Annotated in this window: 20 protein-coding genes; 14 read left to right on the forward strand and 6 right to left on the reverse strand. The window is 36.6% G+C overall.

The annotated features are described in order from the left end of the window. Window positions 1-114 precede the first annotated feature (114 nt). The 3 genes from ACN1CN_RS17440 to ACN1CN_RS17450 all read right to left on the reverse strand — a co-directional run bounded on the left by ACN1CN_RS17440 (window position 115) and on the right by ACN1CN_RS17450 (window position 9,243). A complete protein-coding gene (locus ACN1CN_RS17440) occupies window positions 115-2,298 on the reverse strand; it encodes a TonB-dependent receptor plug domain-containing protein (protein WP_419136541.1) in 2,184 nt (727 codons plus the stop codon). Window positions 2,299-2,449: 151 nt separating this feature from the next. Next, window positions 2,450-8,767: an Ig-like domain-containing protein gene (locus tag ACN1CN_RS17445; protein WP_419136542.1), complete on the reverse strand. Its 6,318-nt coding sequence runs from the start codon at window positions 8,765-8,767 to the stop codon at window positions 2,450-2,452. Between the two features lie 14 nt (window positions 8,768-8,781). Further along, window positions 8,782-9,243, reverse strand: a complete 462-nt coding sequence (locus ACN1CN_RS17450; RefSeq protein WP_419136543.1) for a hypothetical protein — start codon at window positions 9,241-9,243, stop codon at window positions 8,782-8,784. 1,024 nt (window positions 9,244-10,267) lie between these two features. Between ACN1CN_RS17450 and ACN1CN_RS17455 the strand changes: the two genes are divergently transcribed. Next, entirely contained in the window at window positions 10,268-10,480 is a 213-nt protein-coding gene (locus ACN1CN_RS17455) for a hypothetical protein (protein WP_264525536.1), read from the forward strand. Between the two features lie 34 nt (window positions 10,481-10,514). Here ACN1CN_RS17455 and ACN1CN_RS17460 read toward each other — a convergent pair whose 3' ends face one another. Further along, window positions 10,515-11,105 carry a riboflavin synthase gene (locus ACN1CN_RS17460; RefSeq protein WP_264525535.1) on the reverse strand — a complete coding sequence of 197 codons (591 nt, stop codon included), beginning with the start codon at window positions 11,103-11,105 and terminating at the stop codon, window positions 10,515-10,517. Between the two features lie 57 nt (window positions 11,106-11,162). Here ACN1CN_RS17460 and pdxA point away from each other — a divergent pair, with 57 nt between their 5' ends. From pdxA to ACN1CN_RS17525, 13 genes are all read left to right on the forward strand, one after another. Further along, entirely contained in the window at window positions 11,163-12,212 is a 1,050-nt protein-coding gene (gene pdxA / locus ACN1CN_RS17465; protein WP_264525534.1) for a 4-hydroxythreonine-4-phosphate dehydrogenase PdxA, read from the forward strand. A gap of 106 nt (window positions 12,213-12,318) precedes the next feature. Continuing rightward, complete coding sequence (locus tag ACN1CN_RS17470; RefSeq protein WP_264525533.1) at window positions 12,319-12,861, forward strand: YceD family protein; 543 nt, start codon at window positions 12,319-12,321, stop codon at window positions 12,859-12,861. A 9-nt stretch (window positions 12,862-12,870) separates the two neighbouring features. After that, window positions 12,871-13,065, forward strand: a complete 195-nt coding sequence (gene rpmF, locus ACN1CN_RS17475; protein ID WP_007137315.1) for a 50S ribosomal protein L32 — start codon at window positions 12,871-12,873, stop codon at window positions 13,063-13,065. 173 nt (window positions 13,066-13,238) lie between these two features. Then, on the forward strand, window positions 13,239-14,237 hold the full coding sequence (locus ACN1CN_RS17480; RefSeq protein ID WP_264525532.1) for a beta-ketoacyl-ACP synthase III: 999 nt from the start codon (window positions 13,239-13,241) through the stop codon (window positions 14,235-14,237). Between the two features lie 23 nt (window positions 14,238-14,260). Then, entirely contained in the window at window positions 14,261-14,749 is a 489-nt protein-coding gene (gene accB / locus ACN1CN_RS17485) for an acetyl-CoA carboxylase biotin carboxyl carrier protein (protein ID WP_173966028.1), read from the forward strand. An 84-nt stretch (window positions 14,750-14,833) separates the two neighbouring features. Beyond that, entirely contained in the window at window positions 14,834-16,183 is a 1,350-nt protein-coding gene (accC, locus tag ACN1CN_RS17490; protein ID WP_017496276.1) for an acetyl-CoA carboxylase biotin carboxylase subunit, read from the forward strand. A gap of 295 nt (window positions 16,184-16,478) precedes the next feature. After that, window positions 16,479-16,775: a hypothetical protein gene (locus tag ACN1CN_RS17495; RefSeq protein WP_264525531.1), complete on the forward strand. Its 297-nt coding sequence runs from the start codon at window positions 16,479-16,481 to the stop codon at window positions 16,773-16,775. 73 nt (window positions 16,776-16,848) lie between these two features. Further along, complete coding sequence (locus ACN1CN_RS17500) at window positions 16,849-17,145, forward strand: hypothetical protein (protein ID WP_419136544.1); 297 nt, start codon at window positions 16,849-16,851, stop codon at window positions 17,143-17,145. Window positions 17,146-17,174: 29 nt separating this feature from the next. Beyond that, on the forward strand, window positions 17,175-17,465 hold the full coding sequence (locus ACN1CN_RS17505; protein ID WP_264525529.1) for a hypothetical protein: 291 nt from the start codon (window positions 17,175-17,177) through the stop codon (window positions 17,463-17,465). A gap of 29 nt (window positions 17,466-17,494) precedes the next feature. Beyond that, the gene (locus ACN1CN_RS17510; RefSeq protein WP_264525528.1) at window positions 17,495-17,791 is read left to right on the forward strand and encodes a hypothetical protein; all 297 of its coding nucleotides are present in this window, start codon (window positions 17,495-17,497) and stop codon (window positions 17,789-17,791) included. Window positions 17,792-17,839: 48 nt separating this feature from the next. Further along, the gene (locus ACN1CN_RS17515) at window positions 17,840-18,145 is read left to right on the forward strand and encodes a hypothetical protein (protein WP_419136545.1); all 306 of its coding nucleotides are present in this window, start codon (window positions 17,840-17,842) and stop codon (window positions 18,143-18,145) included. 13 nt (window positions 18,146-18,158) lie between these two features. Further along, a complete protein-coding gene (locus ACN1CN_RS17520) occupies window positions 18,159-18,455 on the forward strand; it encodes a hypothetical protein (RefSeq protein ID WP_419136546.1) in 297 nt (98 codons plus the stop codon). Between the two features lie 128 nt (window positions 18,456-18,583). Next, the gene (locus ACN1CN_RS17525; protein ID WP_419136547.1) at window positions 18,584-19,933 is read left to right on the forward strand and encodes a sigma-54-dependent transcriptional regulator; all 1,350 of its coding nucleotides are present in this window, start codon (window positions 18,584-18,586) and stop codon (window positions 19,931-19,933) included. Here the strand turns inward: ACN1CN_RS17525 and ACN1CN_RS17530 are convergent. Both ACN1CN_RS17530 and ACN1CN_RS17535 read right to left on the reverse strand, forming a co-directional pair. Further along, window positions 19,930-22,371 (reverse strand): hybrid sensor histidine kinase/response regulator, encoded by a 2,442-nt coding sequence (locus ACN1CN_RS17530; protein WP_419136548.1) that lies wholly within the window; start codon window positions 22,369-22,371, stop codon window positions 19,930-19,932. The genes ACN1CN_RS17525 and ACN1CN_RS17530 overlap by 4 nt on opposite strands. Window positions 22,372-22,546: 175 nt before the next feature. Next, window positions 22,547-24,448, reverse strand: a complete 1,902-nt coding sequence (locus ACN1CN_RS17535) for an alpha/beta fold hydrolase (protein WP_419136549.1) — start codon at window positions 24,446-24,448, stop codon at window positions 22,547-22,549. Window positions 24,449-24,669: the final 221 nt, after the last annotated feature.

The following is a 24,669-nucleotide window of genomic DNA, read 5'->3' on the forward strand; positions in this document are numbered from 1 at the left end:
GGTCTTTTTGTGTTTTGAGTTATTTTGAAGGACCGGAGCTTTTATTTAAAGTAATCAATTTTGAATTATTCAGATGGATTTTTGTTCGCTGAGATGATAAAGTTGGATTTAGTATTAGAATTGGTATTTTGCTGATACGGATATATTTCTGCCCGATGCATTGATCCCCGATGCAAAAACACGGTATTGCAGGTCTAAAATATTTTCAATTCCGGCATAAACCGACAGATTCTTATCGATAAAAAAGGCTGTTTTGAAATTAAGGGTTTGCCATGACGGCATGCCTCCTTTAGGAGCATATTTTTCGTTGTCCTCACCATTCATAGCATAATCACTATTATTTTTCCTGCCATTAAATAACATATAGAAATCCAGAAGCATCTTTTTATTTTCATATTTCAGTCCTGTTTTTCCGTACATTGGAGAGATATGATCCAACGGAGTATTCCCTGTACGGTTCATTATTTCCCCTTTGGTAAAAGTTGCCATACCATAAATCATCAGTGGTTTTGTAATGGCGATTTTCAGGGAAGAAGAAAAACCGCCTATATAAGCATTTCCTTTGTTTTGCATGGCAAATACCTCGCTGTTTACTCCTTCGTAAATCACAGAACTCTGTCCATTATACAAAAAATGATCGGTAACAATGGCATCAAAAAGGCGGGTATAGTACACCGTATTGTCAAACTGAATTCTCTTTCCCTGCCCAAATGCTACAGTCAAATCGGCTGTTACTGATTTCTCAGGAGCAATATCCTTATTCGGTACAATTAAGGTTCCAGGTACTGATTCGAAAAGCTTTCCCAAATCATCCACATTTGGAACTCTGTAACCCGAAGCCAGATTGAAAGCCAATTTAGTGCTCTTAATATTCTTCACAATTCCGGCAGTACCGCTATACGTGAAGTTGTCCTGCTCGATGATGTCATACGGAAGTTGGAAAAAAGAATTATTGGCAATAGTGCTTTTTAAGGCAGAATAACCGGTACGCATACCCAAATTATAGAAAGTAGTTTCGTTTATTTTTTCATTATAAGTTGCAAAAATATCTGCTCTTAAGGTGTGATTTATACCGTTTGGATAACGTGTATCTGTTGGAGTCACAATACCTGTGACGCGGTTTGAACTGGTAGCAGTCGAATTCAGATTGTCATAAAAGAATTCGGCTCCGTAAAGAAAATCACCCTTGCCTAGTTTTCTTCTGAAATCGGCATTAAAAGCAAGTACATTCACTTTTTCGACCTGACTTTTAGTTTTGTTATCGTTAAATTTTCTTGAGATTCTGCTTTCTTCAATATTTTGGTAGCTCAGGCCAAGATTCATATCGCTGTTGAACAAAGCCTTTTGTTTGGAAAATTTATAAGCCGAAAGAAATCTTTTTTGCGGACCATAATTCCAAACAGCATATTTTAGCCCTGAACCCGATGGGTCAGTAAGACGATCATATCTCGGCACGTCTGTAGAGGTCGAATACTGTAGATTCAGGCTGTGCTGCGTATTTTCATCCTGTTGAAAGATGATCTTTTGCATGGCATTATATTGCTTATATCCGGAAAACTTCTGAATGAGTGGATTCTTATTCTGCATCAAATAATCTACATTATTCGAAGTTTCAACATATTGAGGGCGCTCGCCAAAAGATTCATTCTTTCCCTTAGGATTGCCTCCCATTCTCAAATCTCCATAACTATTATACGAGAATGACGATAGAGAACTCCATCTTTTACCTGCAAAATTAAGATCAAAATACTGTGTTAATCCTTTATTGGCGCTGTTGTATCTTGACATTAAATTTCCTGAAAACACCTTGTTATTCGTTTGGGTAAGAAATAGGGGGTTTTTGGTTCTCATATTAATAACACCACCCAACGCGTCGCTTCCAAAAATAGTAGATGCGGGTCCAAAAAGAAGATCAATCTGTTCCAGCGAGTTTTCGTCAACAGTAATTATATTCTGTAAATGTCCCGCTCTGTAAATAAGGTTGTTCATTCTGATTCCATCCACGAGAAGCAGAATTTTATTGGCTTCAAACCCTCTTAACACGGGACTTCCTCCGCCTTGTTGCGATTTTTGAACAGCTACTATACCTGTGTTGGCTAGTAAATCGGCAGTATTTTGGCTTTTTTGAAACTCTATTTCCTTTTTCGAAATGTGTTTCATATCCTGAGTGGATCTCGAGTAGCGTTCTGTAATTAGATGTATTTCATTTAATTTCTTTGGCTCTGTAGTGTCGGTAATTTGTTGTGAATAAGCTGTGATAGCAACAAAGAATGCTATTAAAAGGTATGCTTTTTTCATTTAATTTGGGGTTTATAATAAATTGATTTGAAATTTCTCTTGAATAAAAAGGGTATAGATTATAGTATTGTAAAGCGTTAGGATTACACAACTTCTAAAAGCTATAAATGTTAAATATTTTTCTCTGCGTAACATAAAATGATAAAGAACATTATCTCTTTTTCTTATACATAGAAGGCTTTTCTATGATAATTATTTTTTCATCATATACTTTCTCATCTAAATGAATAATTACAATGTAAGTTCCTGAAGATAAACTTTGAATGTTTACCTCTTTCTCAAATATAATATTGTTGATACTCTCGCTTTTTTGCTCTCTAATGACCCTGCCGTTTATATCCATTATGCTGTAGTGAAAACTCTTTCCGGCACAATCCATAAATTTGATGTTGAAATGTGTGGTGCATGGATTTGGATATAAGATGTATTTAGATTTAGGTGCAGGAAAATCTTCAACGGAGAGATTCTCGCAAGTTCCTATCTTAGACCAAATGGATTTATCTTGATCCGGTTGTTTGTTTTTGTTAATTACCAAAGCCCTGTAAATACTATTCTGGTAGATTACCTGGTCTCCAATTAAATAATCAGTTGAAGTATTCCATTCCATACTTTTGCAATTTTTGCTCACTATATTCAAACTTGTAAAGGTATATTCGGCACCATTTTCAAGAACAGCGGTTGCCGTGAAGTAATGGTCTCCCGAACTTAAATTAGTAAGGGTAAATGAATAAGGAAGTTTACTTATTCTAGAAATTACCGCCCCATTGTCTTTAATGATAATGGATGATACTACAGTATCAGGATCAGTCACCTTGAATCTAAACAAAACATCACTTCCATTATCTACTATCTGATCATTCTCAGAGGGAGAAATCATACTAATTATCGGGTTAGTTTTCACAACAATATTTACAGGAGTAGAGCTGGTCAGGTTTCCGATATTGTCTGTGGCTTTTGCTGTTATCTGATAAGTTCCCGCAGTCACATTTTCCCAATTGTATGTATAGGGACTGGTTGTTGAAGTCGATAATAAAGTTGCTCCGTTATAGAACTCTACTTTAGAAATTGTTCCGTCAGAATCGGTTGCTACGGCATTGATTGTAATGCTTGCAGGAGTAATGAATACAGTGTTGTTTGCAGGAGAAGTAACGCTTATTGTGGGAGCCTGATTATTATTAACGACTACGTTTACCGCAGCTGATGTTGCTGTTGCTGTTGCATTTGCATTATCATATGATTTTGCTGTTATGGCGTAAGTTCCCACAATCACATTTTCCCAATTGTAGGTGTACGGACTGGTTGTTGAAGTCGATAATAAGGTTGCTCCGTTGTAGAATTCTACTTTAGAAATTGTTCCGTCAGAATCGGCTGCTGCAGCATTGATTATAATGCTTGCAGGAGCAATGAATGCCGTTTTATTAACCGGAGAAGTAACACTTACTGTTGGAGCCTGATTATTATTAACGACCACGTTTACCACAGCTGATGTTGCTGTCGCATTTGCATTATCATATGATTTTACCGTTATGGCATAAGTTCCAGAAGGTACATTTTCCCAATTGTATGTATACGGACTTGTTGTCGAGGACGATAATAAAGTTACTCCGTTATAGAACTCTACTTTAGAAATTGTTCCGTCAGAATCGGCAGCTACAACATTGATTGTAATGTTTGCAGGGGCAATAAATACAGTATTAGTTGCAGGAGAAGTAATGCTTGCCGAAGGAGCTTGATTGACAGGTGTATTTACCGTAATTGCAATTGAAGAAGAAGTAGTGCATGTACCTCTATCATCACAGGCTTTAGCGGTCAATGAGTACGCACCTGCGGAAACACTTGTTAAATTACAAGTGTAAGGAGTGGTGGTTGAAGTAGCGATTAAATTAGTTCCATTATAGAACTCTACTTTATTCACAATTCCATCTGTATCAGCAGCTGTAGCATTAATGGTAACAGAAGCAGGAGCAATGTAGTTACTATTATTCTTTGGAGTGGTAATACTTACTGTAGGAGGTTGGTTCACTCTGACTGAAACTGAAGAAGAAGTGGTAATAGTTCCATTATTATCGTAAGCTTTGGCCGTTAACGTGTATGTTCCGGCAGTTACACTGTTCCAGTTGAAAGTATACGGATTTGCATTAACGGTTCCTAATAGTGTAGGGCCATTATAGAATTCTACTTTGTCTATGCTTCCGTCGGTATCGTTAGCGGTGGCTGATATATCGAAGGTGGCCGGAGCAGCATAAATTGCATTGTCGGCCGGACTGCTAATATTTACTGTAGGCGGTTGGTTTACTTTGAACGAAACCGCAGACGAAGTGGTAACAATTCCATTATTATCGTAAGCTTTGGCCGTTAAGGTGTATGTTCCGGCAGCTACACTGTTCCAATTAAAAGTATACGGACTTGCGTTAACGGTTCCTAATAGTGCAGGGCCATTGTAGAATTCTACTTTGTCTATATTTCCGTCGGCATCGTTAGCTGTAGCTGATATAGCGAAAGTGGCTGGAGCAACATAAATTGCATTGTCGGCTGGAGCAGTAATGCTTACTGTTGGAGCAATATTATTGATGACAGTAAAGTTTACGGGAGCTGAAGAAACAACTGTCCCGGCAGGGTCATAAGCCTTTGCTGTCAGATTGTAAGTTCCGCCACTTATTCCTGTAAGGTTGTAATTGTATGGGCTGCTAGTGGAGGTACCAATTAAAGAAGCTCCTATATAGAATTCTATTTTACTTACAGAACCATTTACATCAGCAGCAATATTAATTGCTGCCGGAGCAACATAAGTAGCAGCATTTGCCGGAGCAGTAATGTTTACCTTTGGCACAATGTTTAACCCGCAAAATTCAATTTCCGCTACGTTACAATATCCCCCTGCCGGAGATAAATAACGCACATATCTGAAAGCAGTTTCATTGGAAAGCGCAACCTCATTCCATTTTAGAACTGGAATAGAAGGGATGGTGTATAGATCGACTACCCCACTACTAAAATCAGCAACATTGCTCCCTTGGAATTTCCCTCCGTTCATTCTACTTTCTCTAGATGCCCTTGGATAGAAACGTATTGCTTTAACAACTTTTGCTGTTCCAAAATCTAATCCGGTATAACCGTTATTAGATGTACTGGCTTGAAAAGTTGTTCCTAGATCTCCGTCAAATGCTTTGTCATAGGTAGCATATGTGTAATAGGGAGGAGTGCCAAAAGGGCTGCCCGAAAGCGGAGAGCAAGTGAAAGGAACATTAACAGTTATGGGTGAAGAGTCTGTAGTTCCACCATTATTATCATACGCCTTAGCTGTAAGCGTGTAAGTTCCTACAGGCACATCTGCCCAATGGTAACTGTATGGATTGGTTGTTGAAGTCCCTAACAAAGAGGGACCATTATAAAACTCGACTTTACTGATAGTACCATCAGCGTCAGAGGCTGTTGCATAAATAGTAATATTTGCAGGATTTGCAAAGACAGCATAATCGTCGGGTGAAATAATTGAAACTGTTGGTTTTTGATTTCCTACTACGACGGTTATAGGAGAGGAAACCACTACAGCATTTAGATTATCATAAGCTTTTGCAAGAAGTTGATAAGTACCGCTGGGAACTCCCGTCCAGTCAAACGAATAAGGACTTGACGTATCAATACCAAGCAAAGTCTCACCCTGATAAAATTCAACTTTACTTATCGATCCATCCGTATCAGAAGCAGCTGCCGTAATATTTATATTCGCAGGAATAGCAGTATAAAGTTCATTATGGAGTGGTGCTGTAAGGTTTATGGTTGGAAGCTCATTATGGGTACAGAACTCAATTTCAGCCACATCACAATAACCGTCTACTGGCGATAAATACCTGTAATACCTGTAGGCTGTGCTGTTTGGTATACTAACGTCTTGCCAGGCATAATTTGGCTCGGTTGGGATGGTGTAGAGATCTACAAAACCAGCAGAAGTGGACGTATTGGAACCCTGAAATTTTCCATCTTTCATCCTTATTGCTTGCGATGATCTTGGATAATATCTGACATTTGTAACAACTTTTGCGGTTCCAAGATCTAATCCGGTATAACCTGAACTGGCTGATTTAGCACTAAAATTTGTATTTATATCTCCGTCAAATGCTTTATCATATTCACTGCCTGCTACATAAGGAGAAGTGCCAAAGGGAGTCCCTGAAGCTTTATTGCAAACAAAAGTCACCGTAACAGTCACTAAGGCAGAGCTTTTTTTATTTCCCAAATTATCATAAGCCACGGCAGTCAGATCGTAATTTCCAGGCAATACTCCATTCCACGAATAAACATATGGAGAGGACAGGCTTGTACTCAGTAAGGTAGTTCCATTATAGAATTCTACTTTACTAATATTTCCTGAGCTTACGGAAGCTGTTGCCTGAAGATTGATAGTAGCAGGACTGCTAAATGTTGTATTGTTGGCAGGCGAAGTCATAGCCACCGTAATGTTACTCGGAGGAGGAACCAAATCACTCTGCCATGCGCCTCTTCCATAAAAATAAGCATTCAATATCCCTTTAGAGATACCATCATTGTAAATGTCCATATCTACTATTTCGGAAATTATAGGAAGGCCTGAAGAATAATTTATCCAGGATGATTTAGTGTTGTCCTTATAATATACGCCCAAGGGATAAGAAGCATAGACAGCCTCATTGGTACTTTTATAATCAGCTACCACTTTTAACACTTTTGCTGCAGGAAATCCTTTTGTGGTGGTCCATGTTGTCCCTTTATCCGCAGAGCGATAGATCGTATTTCCAAGTCCTAAGTATACAACATCTGAATTAGGTATGAGAGCTACAGAACCATTAGTGGATTGAACAGGGAGAGTTATCTGAACAAAAGAGGCAGCAGTTATCGCATTGTCAGATCGATATAATGCAGGTGAATCTGTAAATACATACAAGCGATCGGCATTACCAGGATCTACCTGGAGGTCTTTGACTGTACCAGATGGTATGGTGTAAATAAGTGTCCAGGAAGGAGAAGCTGAAGTAAGGTTAATGCAACGATAAATTTTTCCGGCATTAGCGTGGTAAGCAATGTCGGTATTTACGGCAGTGAAAGTAAATTTTCCGCCCGATGGAGTTTCCGGCAGATTCAAGCTTATGTCAGAATCCGAAGGATATATGTGTCTACTTCCGTCTGATTCAGAGTAAAAATTACCGGAATAATCAAACCACATAAACGGACCAAAGTCGCCTCCCCTGTTATTATAAAAGGTACCATTAATATTATAAATTCCGCCATTATCTTGTGTGCCTATATATAATAGATTTCGATTTGTTTTGGAAATGGCACCATGATAAATTTCGGTGGCTGCGATACCGTCAGACTTTGGAGTCCACTCTCCTGTTCCATTAGCGGTGTTGCTCCAGACTCCGCCATCGTTGGCATTCCACAGCTGACCGCTAACATAAGGATCAAATACAATATGATGTTGGTCGGTATGAAGGTCGGATGACCAGGATTTTTGTTGCTGCACCCAGGTAACACCTGCATCTGTAGAACGCCATATCAAATGAGCACATACATATAGCTCATTTGAATTAGCAGGGTTGACTTCAAAATCAAAATTATAATCTCCCTGACCACCTCCCCCGGATGCCGAATATGCGGCAAGACACTCCTTAGTCGAACGCATGTTGGTAAAGGTACTTCCTCCATCTGTTGATTTATAAATTTCTCCTATCGTATTAGCACCAACATTAGCAACATAAACAACATTTGGATCGGCTTCACAAACGGATACTCTTGTTCCGTTAGCTCCGAATACAAAGGCTGGAGAAGTGATTTCAGTCCAGCTGTTTCCGGCATCTAGTGAACGATAAAAATTTTTAGAAGCCGTTGCATAAATTACCTGACCATTGGTGCCTGGTTTGTAACACATATCCTGAACTTCAATACGAGGAACAGATTTTAAGCTCCAATTAGCACCCGCGTCTGTCGATTTATAGATACCGTTACTTGTAGCCGCAATGATAGTGTTGTGATCCGTAGGAAGAATAAGCAGGTGTATCACCAATCGATTGCCCATTCCGGAATTAGATACGGTCCAGGTGGTTCCTCCATTGATCGTTTTATAGACACCCAAACCATCATAAGAATTATTTGCATCACCTGTTCCCCAATAAATCACCTGATCATTGGTAGGATCTATGGCTATAGAGGAAGACGTTGTGTTAGCAACCTGATCGGTTCCTAATGATGTCCAATGAAGACCTTTATCATTACTCTGATACAATCCCCCTGAAGCACTGGCAACATACATTTTGTTAGGATCTGAGGGGTGAAATTTAATCTGAATACAACGCCCAATACCTTGTATCTGATCAACGGTCTTCTTTGGAAAGAGTATAGGTCCAATATTTTTCCAATTGGGAGTTTGGGCACTTGTACCGTTAAAGAAAAGAGAGCATACAAGTAAGACTGCAATACGTAAATTTGTTTGCATGGGTTATTTTAAGATTATTGGGGGATTATTTTTTCGTTTTTTTGTCTGCTTTGTAGTTCTTGCCGGACCATCTCTTGAATTTCATCCCGAGTCATTACGCTTCCGTCAGATTTTACGAAACCTTCGCTTTTGATTCTCCAAAAATTAAATTTCTTAAAATCTTCAGCATGCTGAAGCAATTCTTTTTTTAGTGTTTTATTACTTTTAAAGAGTCTGGAAATAAAGGATCTTTCTTCTAATTCTTCTAAAGCTTCTTCTTCTCCCTCCATCAATTCTAACGGATTGGGTTTTCCTTTCCAAAATTCCTTAAAAGCAACATTGGTTTCATTGAAATTCGCATTGGGATCATTCATCATTTCTTTCCATTTCGGACTTTTACGAAACTCTTTCAATTTTTCCTTTCCAATTTCTGATTGTGCAATTGACAGTTGCAGAAAGAACAAAAATGGAAGTAATATACTAGTAGGTTTTTTCATTTTATAATAGATTTAAGATTGATGATCTGTTTGCAGATCCATTGTTTAAATAACCAGAATAACCAAACCGTTGGGCGTAATTCAATTATTTGATTTTTACTATATGCTTATAGGTCTATTGAAGATGGATTTAGTACTATCCTGTCCAATTGTAAATGCTTTAATTTTTGCTATAATGCTGTTTCAAATGTTTTGAGAGACACAAAACAATTTTCGGCTTCTTTTACTGAACTGACTTTACTCAATCATATTAGGGGCTTGTTGCTTACCAATTTCTTTAAATAAAGGAATTCTCATTGTCAACAGGTATAAGTTCAGCTGCTAAATTCAAGTCAATTGTCTTTCAATCAGGTGTTTTTGCTTTTTGAGAGCTCTGATTTAAAATGTGGTTTAAAACCTGCTTTGATCTAAAATAGACTCAAATTTTGTTTTATTATGGGGCAAAAGTATAGCTTTAGCCTTGTTTTAATTTGGCTATTGTAACAACTGCCATTTGTATGTAACGATTGGTTATTTCGTGTTAATATTTGGTTTTTTGAACACAAAAAAGTTGGTAGTGTTTTAGAGTAGAGGTTTGTACGTAATGACAATGTAACTCATTAAAAAGAATATAATTTTTTTGGGGTAGTTGACAGCGAATCGTTTTTTATGCTTTAAGTCGGTTTGGAAAATTAAAAATTACAGTAAAAGACAATAATTTTGAATTATTCAGATGGATTTTTGTTTGCTCAGATGATAAAGTTGGATTTAATATTGAAATTGAAATTTAGATTTGTAGGAAAAGAATCTAAGGAACAGAAATATACGTATGTAGTAATGAGGGGATTACTGTTTTAAAGGGTTATTCTTACGTTAAAAATGCTATATCGTTTTTGTTTTTCTTTTTTTGTTTTAAATCTTGTGTTTCTGCAAAAAACTTATACATTTGCCAAATAATTCGTTGTAAGCCCCTGTTTTTGTGCGAATTATATGAAATTAGCTAAATTTAACAACCTACCTTGCTGTATTGCAGCATGTTAAAATTATGAAGATAATCAAGACTGTTTTTTTTACAATTTGCCTGACTTTGATAAGTGGGTTTAGTGCTTTGGCACAATCCATACCGCCACCACCAGATGATCCGGATGATCCTGACATAGTTCCAATAGACGATCACTTAGTTTTTTTAGCAATAGTGGCTATTGTTTTAGGAATTACAATCATATACAGAAATAAAATGAAAAAAGCTTCAATGTAAATTGAAGCTTTTTTTATGTGTGGTTTTTTAGGAACTACTTGTTTATCGCATAAAGTCTTGAAATGTATTTGCCCACAACATCAAATTCTAGATTAATTTTGGTTCCAACTTTGAAATTTTTAAAATTGGTATTCTCAAAAGTATACGGTATAATGGAAACGCTAAATTCGTTTGTTTTAGAGTTTACAACCGTCAGACTTACTCCGTTAACCGTAATAGAACCTTTTTCGATAGTAATATTGCTGAGGTTTTTGTCGTATTCAAAAGTATAATTCCAGCTTCCGTGCGCTTCTTCAATTTTAATACAGGTCCCGGTTTGGTCAACGTGTCCTTGTACAATGTGTCCGTCCAGACGGTCGCCAAGCTTCATTCCTCTTTCCAGATTTACAATATCGCCTTCTTTCCATTCGCCGATATTTGTTTTTAAAATGGTCTCATCTATAGCGGTTACCGTATAAAATGAATCTTTTATGGCTACCACTGTCAGACATATTCCGTTGTGGGAAACGCTTTGATCAATTTTTAATTCATTTGTAATAGATGAGTCAACTGTGATGTGAAGATTGTTTTGATCTTTTTTTATTTCGTGAATCCTTCCTAGGGTTTCTATAATTCCTGTGAACATTGTTGTTTTATTTTACTAAATTTGCACATCAAAATTAGTAATAAATAACCTGAGCTCATGAATAAAAAAGCAGAAAATATAATTGTTGGAATTTCAATTGGAGATTTAAACGGTATTGGAAGCGAAGTTATATTGAAAACATTCGAAGATTCCCGTATGTTGGAGATGTGTACGCCAGTTATTTTTGCAAACGCTAAAATACTTTCTTTTGTTAAAAAGAGCTTTACATCTTCAGTTCAGTTTCATGGTGTGGATAAGTTAGAGCAAATTTTGCCTGGTAAAGTCAATGTTTTTAACCTTTGGAAAGAAGGAGTTGATATCAATCTGGGTAAAAATGATGAAAAAATTGGCCAATATGCGATTAAATCATTTGTTGCGGCTACCAAAGCATTAAAAGAAGGTTTGATAGATGTTCTGGTAACAGCGCCAATCAATAAATACAACATTCAGTCGGAAGATTTTAAATTTCCGGGACATACCGATTATTTAGATCAGGAGTTAGATGGAAATGCCTTAATGATGATGGTTCAGGACAATTTGAGGGTAGGTTTGCTAACGGATCACGTACCGTTGAGTGAGGTTTCTTCGCATTTGACCGAAGAGCTGATCACCAGAAAGATTGAAACGATCCGAAAATCTCTGATTCAGGATTTTAGTATAGTGAAGCCAAAAATAGCTGTTTTAGGATTGAATCCGCATAGTGGTGATGGAGGAGTGATTGGTAAAGAAGAGGATTTGATTTTGAAGCCAACCCTGAAGAAAATTTTTGAAAAAGGAACGATGGTTTTTGGTCCGTTTTCAGCAGATGGTTTTTTTGGAAGCGGTCAGTATGAAAAGTATGATGCGATTGTAGCTACTTATCACGATCAGGGATTGATTCCGTTTAAAACATTATCATTTGGAAAAGGAGTGAATTATACAGCGGGTTTAAATAAGGTGAGAACCTCGCCAGACCACGGTACGGCTTATGATATTGCCGGAAAAGACATGGCTGATTTTAACTCGTTTAAAGAAGCGGTTTATCTCGGAATAGATATTTTTCGCTCGCGTAATCAGTATGAGGAGATTACTGAAAAACCACTCAAAATAAAAGAAAAACAGTTATAAACAAAAAAAGGTGAATAAGATTATTAGTTTTATAATAATTTTATATCTTTGCACCCCAATTCAGGTATCTGAGTTTTAGATACGAATTGGTCAAATTGATGTTGAAATGAGCAAAACAAAAGATTTTTTAATTCCTTTCGTAGGATTAAAACTAGGAAAACACCATTTTGAGTATCAAATAAGTAACACGTTCTTTGCGAACTTTGATTACGACGAATTTCAAAGTTCGGATATCAAAGTAGGTTTAGTTTTAGAGAAGAAGAGCAACATGTTAGAGTTGGAATTCAAACACAAAGGAACTGTAAATGTACCTTGTGATCTGACAAGCGAAGATTTTGATTTGCCTTTAAAAGGTAAAATGAAGTTAATTGTTCGTTTTGGAGAGGAATTTAATAACGATAATGAAGAGCTTTTAATCTTACCGCACGGAGAGCATGAAATAGATGTAGCACAATACATTTATGAAATGATTGCACTGTCGGTGCCGCTAAAACGAGTTCATCCAGGAGTGAAAGACGGAAGTTTGCAAACTGACGCTTTAAAGAAACTGAATGAGCTAACGGTCAAAGAAGAGAAAAAAGAGAGTAAACAAGAAGAAGATATTGACCCGCGTTGGGACAAATTAAAGCAACTATTAACGGATAAATAATATAGTAAAATGGCACATCCTAAGAGAAAAATCTCGAAAACAAGAAGAGATAAGAGAAGAACACATTATAAAGCTACTGTAGCTCAAATCGCTACATGTCCTATTACTGGAGAAGCACATTTATACCACAGAGCTTACTGGCATGAAGGTAAAATGTATTACAGAGGGCAAGTTGTTATCGATAAATCTGTAGCGGTTGCTTAATACGTTTTTGTAAATGATACTGGAACTCTCACATAGTGAGAGTTTTTTTTGTTGGTTATAATTTTCTTTTTTTAAGAAAATTTCTACAAATTAATTTCGTTTTTTTTTGTAATTTTCAAGTCTTTTAAAAATTTTTCAAATACACTGTATTTGAAACGAAATAATAGAATATAATGAATACAATCACAGCCGCAATTACCGCTGTTGGAGCTTACGTTCCCGACTTTGTACTTTCGAACAAGGTATTGGAAACGATGGTCGAAACTAATGACGAATGGATTACTACTCGTACCGGAATTAAAGAGAGAAGGATTTTAAAAGATGCTGATAAAGGAACATCGTTTCTTGCCATAAAAGCAGCACAGGATTTAATAGCAAAAGCTAATATTGATCCGTTAGAGATTGATATGATCATAATGGCAACAGCTACGGCAGATATGCCGGTAGCCTCTACAGGAGTTTATGTTGCAACAGAAATTGGAGCTACCAATGCATTTGCTTATGATTTGCAGGCGGCATGTTCAAGTTTCTTGTACGGAATGTCAACTGCTGCAGCTTATGTGCAGTCAGGAAGATACAAAAAAGTACTTTTAATTGGTGCCGATAAAATGTCATCAATTGTAGATTACACAGACAGAGCAACTTGTATTATTTTTGGTGACGGAGCGGGAGCCGTTTTATTCGAACCCAATTATGAAGGTCTTGGTTTACAGGACGAATACTTACGAAGCGACGGTGTAGGACGCGATTTTCTTAAAATTTCTGCAGGAGGTTCTTTAACTCCAACTACAGCAGAGACCGTAAAAAACAAACAACACAATATTATTCAGGACGGAAAAACCGTTTTTAAATATGCTGTAACCAATATGGCTGATGCCAGTGAATTGATTCTGCAAAGAAACAATCTTACGAATCAGGATGTAAACTGGTTAGTACCACATCAGGCAAACAAGCGTATCATTGATGCTACTGCAAGCAGAATGAATCTTGAAGAGTCAAAAGTATTGATGAACATTGAAAGATATGGTAATACCACTTCTGCTACATTGCCATTAGTATTAAGCGACTTTGAACACTTGCTTAAAAAAGGAGATAATATTATTTTTGCTGCGTTTGGTGGAGGATTCACTTGGGGATCTATTTACTTAAAATGGGCATACGATAAAAAATAAATCAAAACTAAAAACGAATCATTATGGATTTAAAAGAAATTCAAAACCTAATCAAATTTGTAGCAAATTCGGGAGTTGCAGAAGTAAAGTTAGAAATGGATGATGTAAAAATCACCATCAGAACAACTTTAGAAACAAATGTAACTGAAGCTACTTATGTACAGCAATTACCAGCTCAGGCTGCATTGCCACAGGCAGTTGCTCCTCAACAAACAGCTCCGGTAGTTGTAAATGTAAATGCAGAGGCGCCTGCTGCTGTTGAAGATTCTAAATTCATTACTATTAAATCTCCAATTATTGGAACTTTTTACAGAAAACCATCTCCAGACAAACCAGTATTTACTGAAGTTGGAAGCACTATCGCTAAAGGTGATGTTCTTTGTGTAATTGAAGCAATGAAATTATTCAACGAAATCGAATCAGAAGTTTCAGGTAAAATTGTAAAAATTCTTGTTGACGATATGTCTCCTGTTGAATTTGACCAACCTTTATTCTTAGTTGATCCATCATAATTTTTAAAAATTCCAATAGACAAATCACAAAATCCAATTATTGGAATTTGAAGATTGGAATTTGTAATTTTTAATATAAATAAGATGTTTAAAAAAATATTAATTGCAAATAGAGGAGAAATTGCACTTCGTGTAATTCGTACATGTAAAGAAATGGGAATCAAAACTGTAGCAGTTTACTCTACAGCCGATGCAGAAAGTTTACATGTTAAGTTTGCTGATGAAGCGGTTTGTATTGGGCCCCCTCCAAGTAACTTATCGTATTTGAAAATGTCAAATATTATTGCTGCTGCCGAAATTACTAACGCAGACGCAATACATCCAGGATATGGATTTCTTTCTGAGAATGCTAAATTCTCAAAAATTTGTCAGGAGCACGGAATCAAATTTATTGGTGCAGCTCCTGAAATGATCGATAGAATGGGAGATAAAGCTTCTGCTAAAGCGACAATGAAAGCTGCAGGAGTTCCATGTGTACCAGGTTCTGACGGATTATTAGAATCTTTCGAACAAACGCAAAAATTAGCTAAAGAATTTGGTTACCCGGTAATGCTTAAAGCTACTGCCGGAGGTGGTGGAAAAGGAATGCGTGCGGTATGGAAAGAAGATGAATTGTTGAAAGCATGGGAAAGTGCACGTCAGGAAGCTGCTGCTGCATTTGGAAATGACGGAATGTACATGGAGAAACTTATCGAAGAGCCGCGTCATATCGAAATTCAGGTAGTTGGAGATTCATACGGAAAAGCATGTCACCTTTCTGAAAGAGACTGTTCCGTACAACGTCGTCACCAAAAATTAACTGAAGAAACACCTTCGCCATTCATGACCGACGAGTTGCGTGCAGCAATGGGAGAAGCAGCTGTAAAAGCGGCTGAATTTATTAAGTACGAAGGAGCCGGAACTGTAGAGTTTTTAGTGGACAAACACAGAAACTTCTATTTCATGGAAATGAATACCCGTATTCAGGTGGAGCACCCAATTACGGAACAGGTAATTGACTACGATTTAATTCGTGAGCAAATTATGGTAGCGGCAGGAATTCCAATTTCAGGAAAAAACTATTTGCCACAATTACACGCTATCGAATGCCGTATTAATGCTGAAGATCCTTATAACGATTTTCGCCCTTCACCAGGAAAGATTACTACGCTTCATATGCCAGGAGGACACGGAGTACGTTTAGATACTCACGTATATTCTGGTTACAGCATCCCTCCAAACTACGATTCGATGATTGCTAAGTTAATTACAACTGCGCAGTCAAGAGAAGAAGCGATTAGCAAAATGCGAAGAGCTTTGGATGAATTTGTTATTGAAGGCATCAAAACTACAATACCATTCCATAGACAATTAATGGATGACCCAAGATATATTGCAGGAGATTATACTACTGCTTTTATGGATACATTTAAAATGAAACCTATAGAGGAATAAAACGAAAGGCTGTCGATTACGACGGCCTTTTTTATTTTACCACATGGTAAACCCGATAGGTTTGAAGAGCTTATCGGGTTTGCTTTTTAATGAAGTAAACACTTCTGGTGTGTATTTTTTATACATGTTTTGCCTGAGTTACACACTTTTTGTAAAGTTGAAATTCTGGCACATATGACTTAATCCCTTTAAAAATAAGGATTTAAGTAATTGTAGATACAACGTTTTCGTTACGGCATAATAATTTCATTATCTAAAGCGTAAACAACTATTAATAATTTAAAATATACACATTATGAAAAATTTATTTTTATCAGCCGCAATTGTTTTAGGAGGTTTAACATCATTTGCATCAAATGCTCCAATGGCAAGTACTATCGTTAAAACGGTTTCTGTTTCAGATGAATATACAGAGATCAAATTAGAAGAATTGCCTGCTCCAATTACAGAAGCTTTGAAAAAAGCATACCCAAGTGCAGTAGTTACAAAAGCGTATAAAAACGAGAAATCAGAGTACAAACTAGACGTTACAGTAGGAGAAAAGGTAGGTAACCTTTTTGCTAATGCAGACGGGACCTGGATCAAAAAATAATCTAAAACAGTTCTTATGTTTATTCAAATTAAGAACATCAAAATAAAATTAAGAGTACTAAAATATACACACTATGAAAAATTTATTTCTATCAGCCGCAATCGTTTTGGGAGGTTTAACATCATTTGCTTCAACTTCTCCAATATCAAATACAATCGTAAAAGCAGTATCTTTTCAGGAAGAGTACACTGAAATTAAAGTGGAAGAAGTTCCTGCTGCAGTAACTGCTGCTCTTAAAAAAGCGTATCCGGATGCCCTGCTTTCAAAAGCATACAAAAACGAAAAGTCAGAGTATAAACTTGAGGTTACAGTAGGTGACAAAGTAGGGGCTCTTTATGCAAATGCAGATGGAACCTGGATCAAAAAATAAGTAATAAAGAACTATAAAAAAGGAACATTATGAAAAAGTTAATCTTATCGGCAGCTATCTTATTAGGAGGGTTGTCAATGCAGGCAGGAAATGTAACTCCGACAAGTTCAATGGTACAAACTGTAAGCGTTCAGGACGAATATAAAGAAGTTGATGCAGTTCCGGCTGCAATTAAAACAGCATTAGACAATGCTTATCCTGGTGTAAAACTGGATAAAGCCTATGTAAACGCGAAGAAAGAGTATAAAATAGAAATAACCGTTAGAGGTGAAAAATCTATAGTTTATACAGATGCTTCCGGAAACATTCTTAAAAAATAACTGTTAGTAACCCATAAAAACCATTTATAATGAAAAAGTTAATCTTATCAGCAGCAATTGTTCTGGGAGGTTTGTCTGTTCAGGCAGCAAGTCCGGTAGTATCAACATCAGCTATTCAATCTGTAATTGTTCAGGATGAATACAAAGAAATTGGTACAGATGCTGTTCCCGCAGCAGTAAAATCAACAATTGAAAAATCTTTTCCGAATACGAAACTTGAAAAAGCGTATAAAAACGAAAAAGACGAGTACAAATTGGAAATCTCAACCGGAGATAAAAAGTATACTGTATTTACAGATGCTTCGGGGAACATCCTTAAAAAATAATTACCTAATTTTATCAGCTAATACGAATTAAAAAAAAAGCAAATACTTATGAAAAAATTAATTTTATCAGCTGTCATCATTTTAGGAGGTTTATTAACGAACGCAGAAGCGACTACATTAAATAAATCGGTTTTGAACATCGTTAAATTTCAGGACAATTTTAAGGAAATTAAAGCGGAGGCGCTTCCTGCTGAAGTTAAAGCTACTTTAGAAAAATCTTTTCCTGGTTCAAAGCTTGTAAAGGCTTATGTGAACTCGAAAAAGCAATACAAATTAGAACTTAATTCCGGGGTCGATCAAGATAAACATTTTGTTTTCACAGATGACAAAGGAGTCATTGCCCCGAAATACTAAAAAAAAGAATAATATGAAAAAATTAATCTTATCGGCAGCAATAGTTTTAGGAAGTATGTCAATTTATGCTTATAAAATAACTACTCCGAAATTGGAAGAAGTAACTGTTTCTGTTCAGACAGAATATACAGAAGTTAGTGCAGATGCCGTACCTGCTGCTGTAAAAACAGCATTGCAAACCGCTTATCCGGGTGCTAAGCTTGTAAAATCAGCCGTAAACGAGAAAAAAGAATATAAACTTGAGATATCAGTTGGTGACCAAAAGGCTACTGTTTTTTCAGATGTCAATGGCAACTGGTTGAAGATATAATTAGGTGAATTTAGATTTATGTTTTTGGTGAAAAAGAGATTGCAGAGATGCAATCTCTTTTTTTTACATAATTTTATGAAAAGACAATTTTATTAGTATTATTTTAGCAAAAAAGTCCTCAAACGCAAATGCCAAAGATATTACTGATAGAAGATGATATTTCGTTCTGCAAATTATTAGAAAAATTTCTAATCAAAAAAGCATACGATGTAGCCATTGCTTTTTCGGCTGCCGAAGCCAGAATTGCGATCAAAAAAGAATCTTTCGATTTGATTTTAACAGATCTTCGTTTGCCTGATTCTGACGGTATTGGACTAATGTCGGAAATCAAGACGGAGTATCCTCAAGTTCCTGTAATCTTAATGACAGGCTATTCGGATGTTAATACCGCGGTTAAAGCCATAAAAAATGGTGCAGCCGATTATATTTCGAAACCCTTTAATCCCGATGAAGTTTTATTGGTGATTACAAATGCTTTAAAGACTTCGGAAACCGAAACGGAAGAAGCTACTGTGAAGGAAAAGAAAGTGGTTAAAAAACAAACTACAGCTGAAAACGAATTTGTAAAAGGAATTTCTGTCGCTTCTAAAAAACTGCTGGATCATATTCACTTGGTAAGTCCAACGGATATGTCGGTTTTAATTATAGGAGAAAGCGGAACCGGGAAAGAAATTATTGCTAAAAGTATTCATCAGCAAAGTTTAAGAAAAAACAACAATTTTATTGCGGTCGATTGCGGAGCTATTCCAAAAGAACTGGCGGCAAGTGAATTTTTCGGACATTTAAAAGGATCTTTTACCGGAGCAATCAGCGACAAAATGGGGTATTTTGAAGCGGCCAATGGCGGAACTCTTTTTTTGGATGAAATAGGAAACCTGTCTTATGAAAACCAAATTCAATTGTTGCGTGCGCTTCAGGAACGAAAAATTAAACCTGTTGGTAGTAATAAAGAAATAAACGTCGATATACGCATCATTACTGCTACAAACGAAGATTTACGCGAGGCAGTAAAAAACGGTGATTTCAGAGAAGATTTATACCATAGAATCAACGAGTTTTCGATATTGTCGCCTTCTTTAAAAGAGAGAGACGAAGATTTGATGGTTTTTGCCGATTATTTTCTGGAAAAAGCCAATCAACAGCTGAACAAAGAGGTTATCGGGTTTTCACCGGAAGTGGTTGCTATTTTTCAAAATTACAACTGGCCGGGAAATTTACGGGAACTACAAAATTGTGTCAAACGTTCGACATTGCTGTCTAAAGGCGAGTTTATCGAAAGTGATGTGCTGCCCGCAGAGTTTTTTCAGATACAGAAAGAGTCGGGCTCGGGTGGTAGCTTTTCGTTATCTGACAATGAAAAAGAAGCCATCATTCAGGCGTTGTCAAAGGCACAGAATAATAAATCGGAAGCTGCCAAACTGCTTAAGATTACCAGAAAAACGCTTTATAATAAATTAAAGCACTACAATATCGATTAAACTATTTCCTCACGCAAGGCATCAAAAAGCACTGTTGTTTTTGATTTCAACGTACCAAAAATGGCTGCTGCCTCCGAAACGTCAAGAGTCTTGCTTTCCAGAACCCTCAAAATATCCCCAATCTCACGTGTTTGAATTTGTTTGAACATAGGGGCCATTCGGTGTGCAATCGAGTTAATCTCGGCCGTGTTTTTTTCGTTAACAGCAATTTCCAAAGCATTCAGATTTTGAGAACTATTTTCGATAAACGATTTCAGAATTTCTTTCAACGCTTCCTCATCATTGCCTAAAAACTCTTTCAGCGTATCAAGAGTATACAATTCTGAAGTAACAGTTTCTTCCTTCTCATTAATATCAGCCGTTGGTAAGGTATCGTGTTCCAGAATACGATGAATCGTCTCCAACAGTATTTTTGGGGAATATGGTTTTTGAATTACTGTGGTAAAACCGGCTTCCGTGTAAACCGCAGCATCGAGATCGGTCCTTCCGGTTAAGGCAATTGCGGGTTGGTTTTTAAAAGTCGAATAACCGCTGTTTTTTAGTTTTTCCAGGAACATAAAACCGTCCATTTCGGGCATTTGTATGTCGGTGATAATAAAATCGAAAGGAGTGTTTTCAATCGCTTCTAAAGCTTTTTCGGCGCTGTTAAAAGAAAATACCTCATGTTTTTCCTGTCTTAAGACGCCACTCGTTAAATTCAGAAGATTAATGTCGTCGTCAAGAACAATAAACGTTTGTTTTTGGGTGTTTAGGATGATTGGCTTTTTCTTTTCAACAGGGATGTTTTGGCTATGGTCAAACAATAAAGGCAGCTGAATTTGAAATGTACTTCCTTTTCCGAAAGTGCTTTCAAGACGCAGGTTTCCACCCAAAATTGAAATTATTTTCTGGCAGATGGATAATCCTAAACCGGTTCCGCCATATTTTTTTTCTATATTTTCGTTTGCCTGCGCAAATTCTTCAAAAACTAATTGCTGATTTCCTTTTTCGATTCCAATTCCTGAATCCTGTATGGAAACCACAAAGAAATCATTGTTTTCAGTAATGTATGCACTGATTTTTATAAACCCTTCTTCGGTGAATTTATAAGCATTTCCGATAATATTGCTTAAAATTTGCTTTAGTCTGAAAGGATCTCCAACGATACGGGTGCTCAATTTGTCATCGACGTTAATAATAAGATCGATGTTTTTTTGCTTGTAGACGGTTTGAATGCTTTTGGCGACTTCATCAATTACTTCCGGCAATAGAAAAGGGACTTTCTCAATGGTAATTTTCCCGGCTTCGATCTGAGAGAAATCCAGTAAATCCTGAACCAGCTGCGTGATGTATTCCGAAGAATTTTTAATGTTTTTGATGAAATAAGACTGTTTGGTATTCACATCAGAATTCCCCAAAAGTTCTGAATAGCCCACAATGGTACTCAAAGGAGTTTTTAAATCGTGACTCACTGTCGAAATTAATTGCTCACGGCTTTTGAGCAGGTTCTTTGTTTTGAAATTCGCAATCTCGAGTTTCTTTTTGTAAACCTGTGATTTAGAGTAATCGCTTACAATTAAAATAGAGAAAAACAAGGTCAGAACCAAGCCAATTATGGCAGAAGCGGTTACAATTTCATTTACTTTTTTAAGCGATTTTTCTTTTAAAGAGTTGTTTTTTATCGAGTTGATGATGATTTCTCTTTCGATAATTCGAAGTACTTTTCGAAGCTGATCTGAAATGGCGATTTCGTTCTTTAATAACTTATTTTCCTCAAAATTCAGCGATTCTTTTTTCTTTTCGGCTTTCAGTTTTACGTTGCTTAGCAGTTTTTTCGAATTGGCCAAAATCGAATCTGAGGCTTGTTTGCTTAAGGTGTTGGTGCTGTCATCAGGAATATTCTGATTGAGGTAATCTACATACTTTTGAAGTACATTTCGCTGGTAACTGCCTAACTGATTTGGGTTTTTGTTGAAATCCTGAAGTTCTAATTTTCGGAGTTTAAACTCCATTTTAGTAATTTCATCAATCGCCGTATTGACCGAAACTTCATCGTCGGCTTTGTTTTTTATGGTTTTTAATTGTTTAATGTTTTTTGTCTTTTCCGACAACAGGTAGGTAACGCTGTCTAATAGCGTTTTTTGATATTGTGTCGTAACAATTTGTTTTAAGGTATCGATTCTGGATTTCAGAGAGTCCGTTTCGGTAAGGTAACTTTTGAAATCTTCCTCAGAATTCGTTTGAATGGTTTTCCTGGCCAAACTTTCGGTTTTGTACACGTTCGAAAATAGTTTGCTTACTTTCAGGATTTTGGTCTTTTCAAAAGCAATTTTATTTTCGAGTTTGTTGTACACCACATTTTCAGCATACAGGAACCATCCTACGGTAACAACCAATCCCAGTAAAGCAATATAACTGAAGAGTACTTTTATCGGCATGTAACTTTTTTTACTCTCCATCTGGTAGTGTTATAAGTTTTAGGAAGTTTATTGGGGAATCAACCGCAATTTATCTAAAATTTCGGTTTTAGAAATATAAAATAATGCTAATATTTTATATAATTAAAAGATTTTAAAAACAAAATAGCCGCAGATTTTAGTACCTGCGGCTATTTTTTATTTTAAGTATTTCGATTTAAAGCGTCTCGTTCAGCCATTTGAAAAATTCACCTTGCCAAACCTGAGCATTTTGTGGATGTAAAACCCAGTGATTTTCATCAGGGAAATACACAAATCTACTTTTGATTCCTCTTAACTGAGCAGCCTGAAAAGCTTCTTGTCCTTGTCCGATTGGCACACGGAAATCTTTCCCGCCCTGAAAAATTAAAATAGGTCTGTTCCAGTTTTGCACCAAAGTTGCAGGGTTAAAAACAGTATATGATTTTTGAGCTGCAGCATTGTCTTTCTCCCAATAAGGGCCACCAAAATCCCAGTTGTTAAAGAAAACCTCTTCGGTAGTTCCTAACATACTTACGGTATTGAAGACACCATCATGAGCGATAAAAGTTTTGAAACGGTTTTTGTGAATTCCGGCCAAATAGAATACAGAATATCCTCCGTAGCTGGCGCCCACACAACCTAAACGGGATTTGTCTACATAATTTTCTTTCGCAACATCGTCGATTGCTGATAGGTAATCGTCCATAACCTGTCCGCCCCAGTCTTTACTGATTTGCTCGTTCCACTCAACACCATGACCCGGCATTCCGCGACGGTTTGGCGCTACAACCACATAACCTTTTGCAGCCATTAATGAAAAATTCCAACGGAAAGAATACGATTGTGTCAGGGCACTTTGAGGTCCTCCCTGGCAGAATAATAAAGTTGGGTATTTTTTTGTAGCATCAAAATTTGGAGGTAAAATTACCCAAACCAACATTTTTTTACCGTCTGTAGTGGTCACATAACGCTTCTCGGTTTTACTAAGTGCTAATGTTTTGTAGGTTTCTGTGTTTACATTTGAAATTTGTTTCCAGGTATTTTTCTTTAAGTTAAAAGAATAAATTTCCGGAGCGTGATTCATATCGTTTCGGGTTACGATGATATCGTCACCTGCAAAACCTACTAAATCATTCACATCAAAATCACCATTAGTCAATTGACGAACCTGAATCGCAATTTTGGTCAATCCTGGAAAGTTAACAGAGAAAAGCTGTTTTGTACCGTCAACCGGAGCTACAAAAAATACAGTTTTACCGTCTTTACTCCAGATGAAATTGTCAACAGTTCCGTCCCAGTTTGCTGTAAGGTTTGTTTTGATTCCTTTAAATTCAACGATAAGGTCGTTTTTGTCAGCTTCATAACCGTCACGTTTCATTTGTAGCCAGGTTAAATTTCCTGTTGGAGAAAACTGTGGCGCTGTATCGTAACCTAAATTACCTTCGGTTCTGTTTATCGTTTTCTGAGTTTCTAAATTGTACTCGTAAATATCGGTATTAGTAGAAATCGCATACTGCGTTCCTGCTTTTTTCTTGCATACATACAAGATGCTTTTTCCGTCAGGAGACCAGATGTAATCTTCGTCACCGCCAAAAGGTTTTTGCGGAGAATCAAAATTTTCACCTTTCAGGATGTCGATTCCAACCGCGCCTTCTTTGTTTTCTTTGTAAAAAACGTGGTTGAATTTACCTTCATTCCAGGTATCCCAATGACGATAATCCAATCCGTCATAAATCTGAGCGTCTGATTTGTCCAGTTTCGGATAAAAATCTTTCCCTAAAACTTTTTCCAGTTTTACCTCTTCGTTGTACACTAAAAATTTTCCGTCTGGCGAAACGTTTTTGTCAGCCAAAACTTCTTTAGTGTCTTTAATTTCGGTGGCATTTCCACCATTTACAGGAATGATGTAAAATTTAGAAGACGATTTGTTCTCTTCAATGGATGGGGTCGAAATCTTAAAAACAACATTTTTCGCGTCTTTCGAAAGTCCAAGTGCACTCACTCGTCCTAATTTCCATAACAATTCCGGAGACATTACCTGCTGTCCGATAGCGTTTAAACTCATCATTATTAAGGTTGTAAATAATACTTTTTTCATAAATAAAATTCTAATTTTCGTGGGACTAAAAATACAACAATTAAATTCCAAATTAGCTAAATTCCAAATTCCAAAAATTGTTAAATTTTATGGAGCTGAGTTTTAAACGTTGGGGTCGATTTTTAATGGCCACGAATTCACGAATTTTTTTTGCTAATCTTTGAGAATAGAAATTCGGGAATTCGTGGCAGCAAAACTTTAGGACGCGTTTTGGAATTTGG

This window comes from Flavobacterium sp. T12S277 (genome assembly GCF_048514875.1).
In the GTDB taxonomy this organism is placed as follows: domain Bacteria; phylum Bacteroidota; class Bacteroidia; order Flavobacteriales; family Flavobacteriaceae; genus Flavobacterium.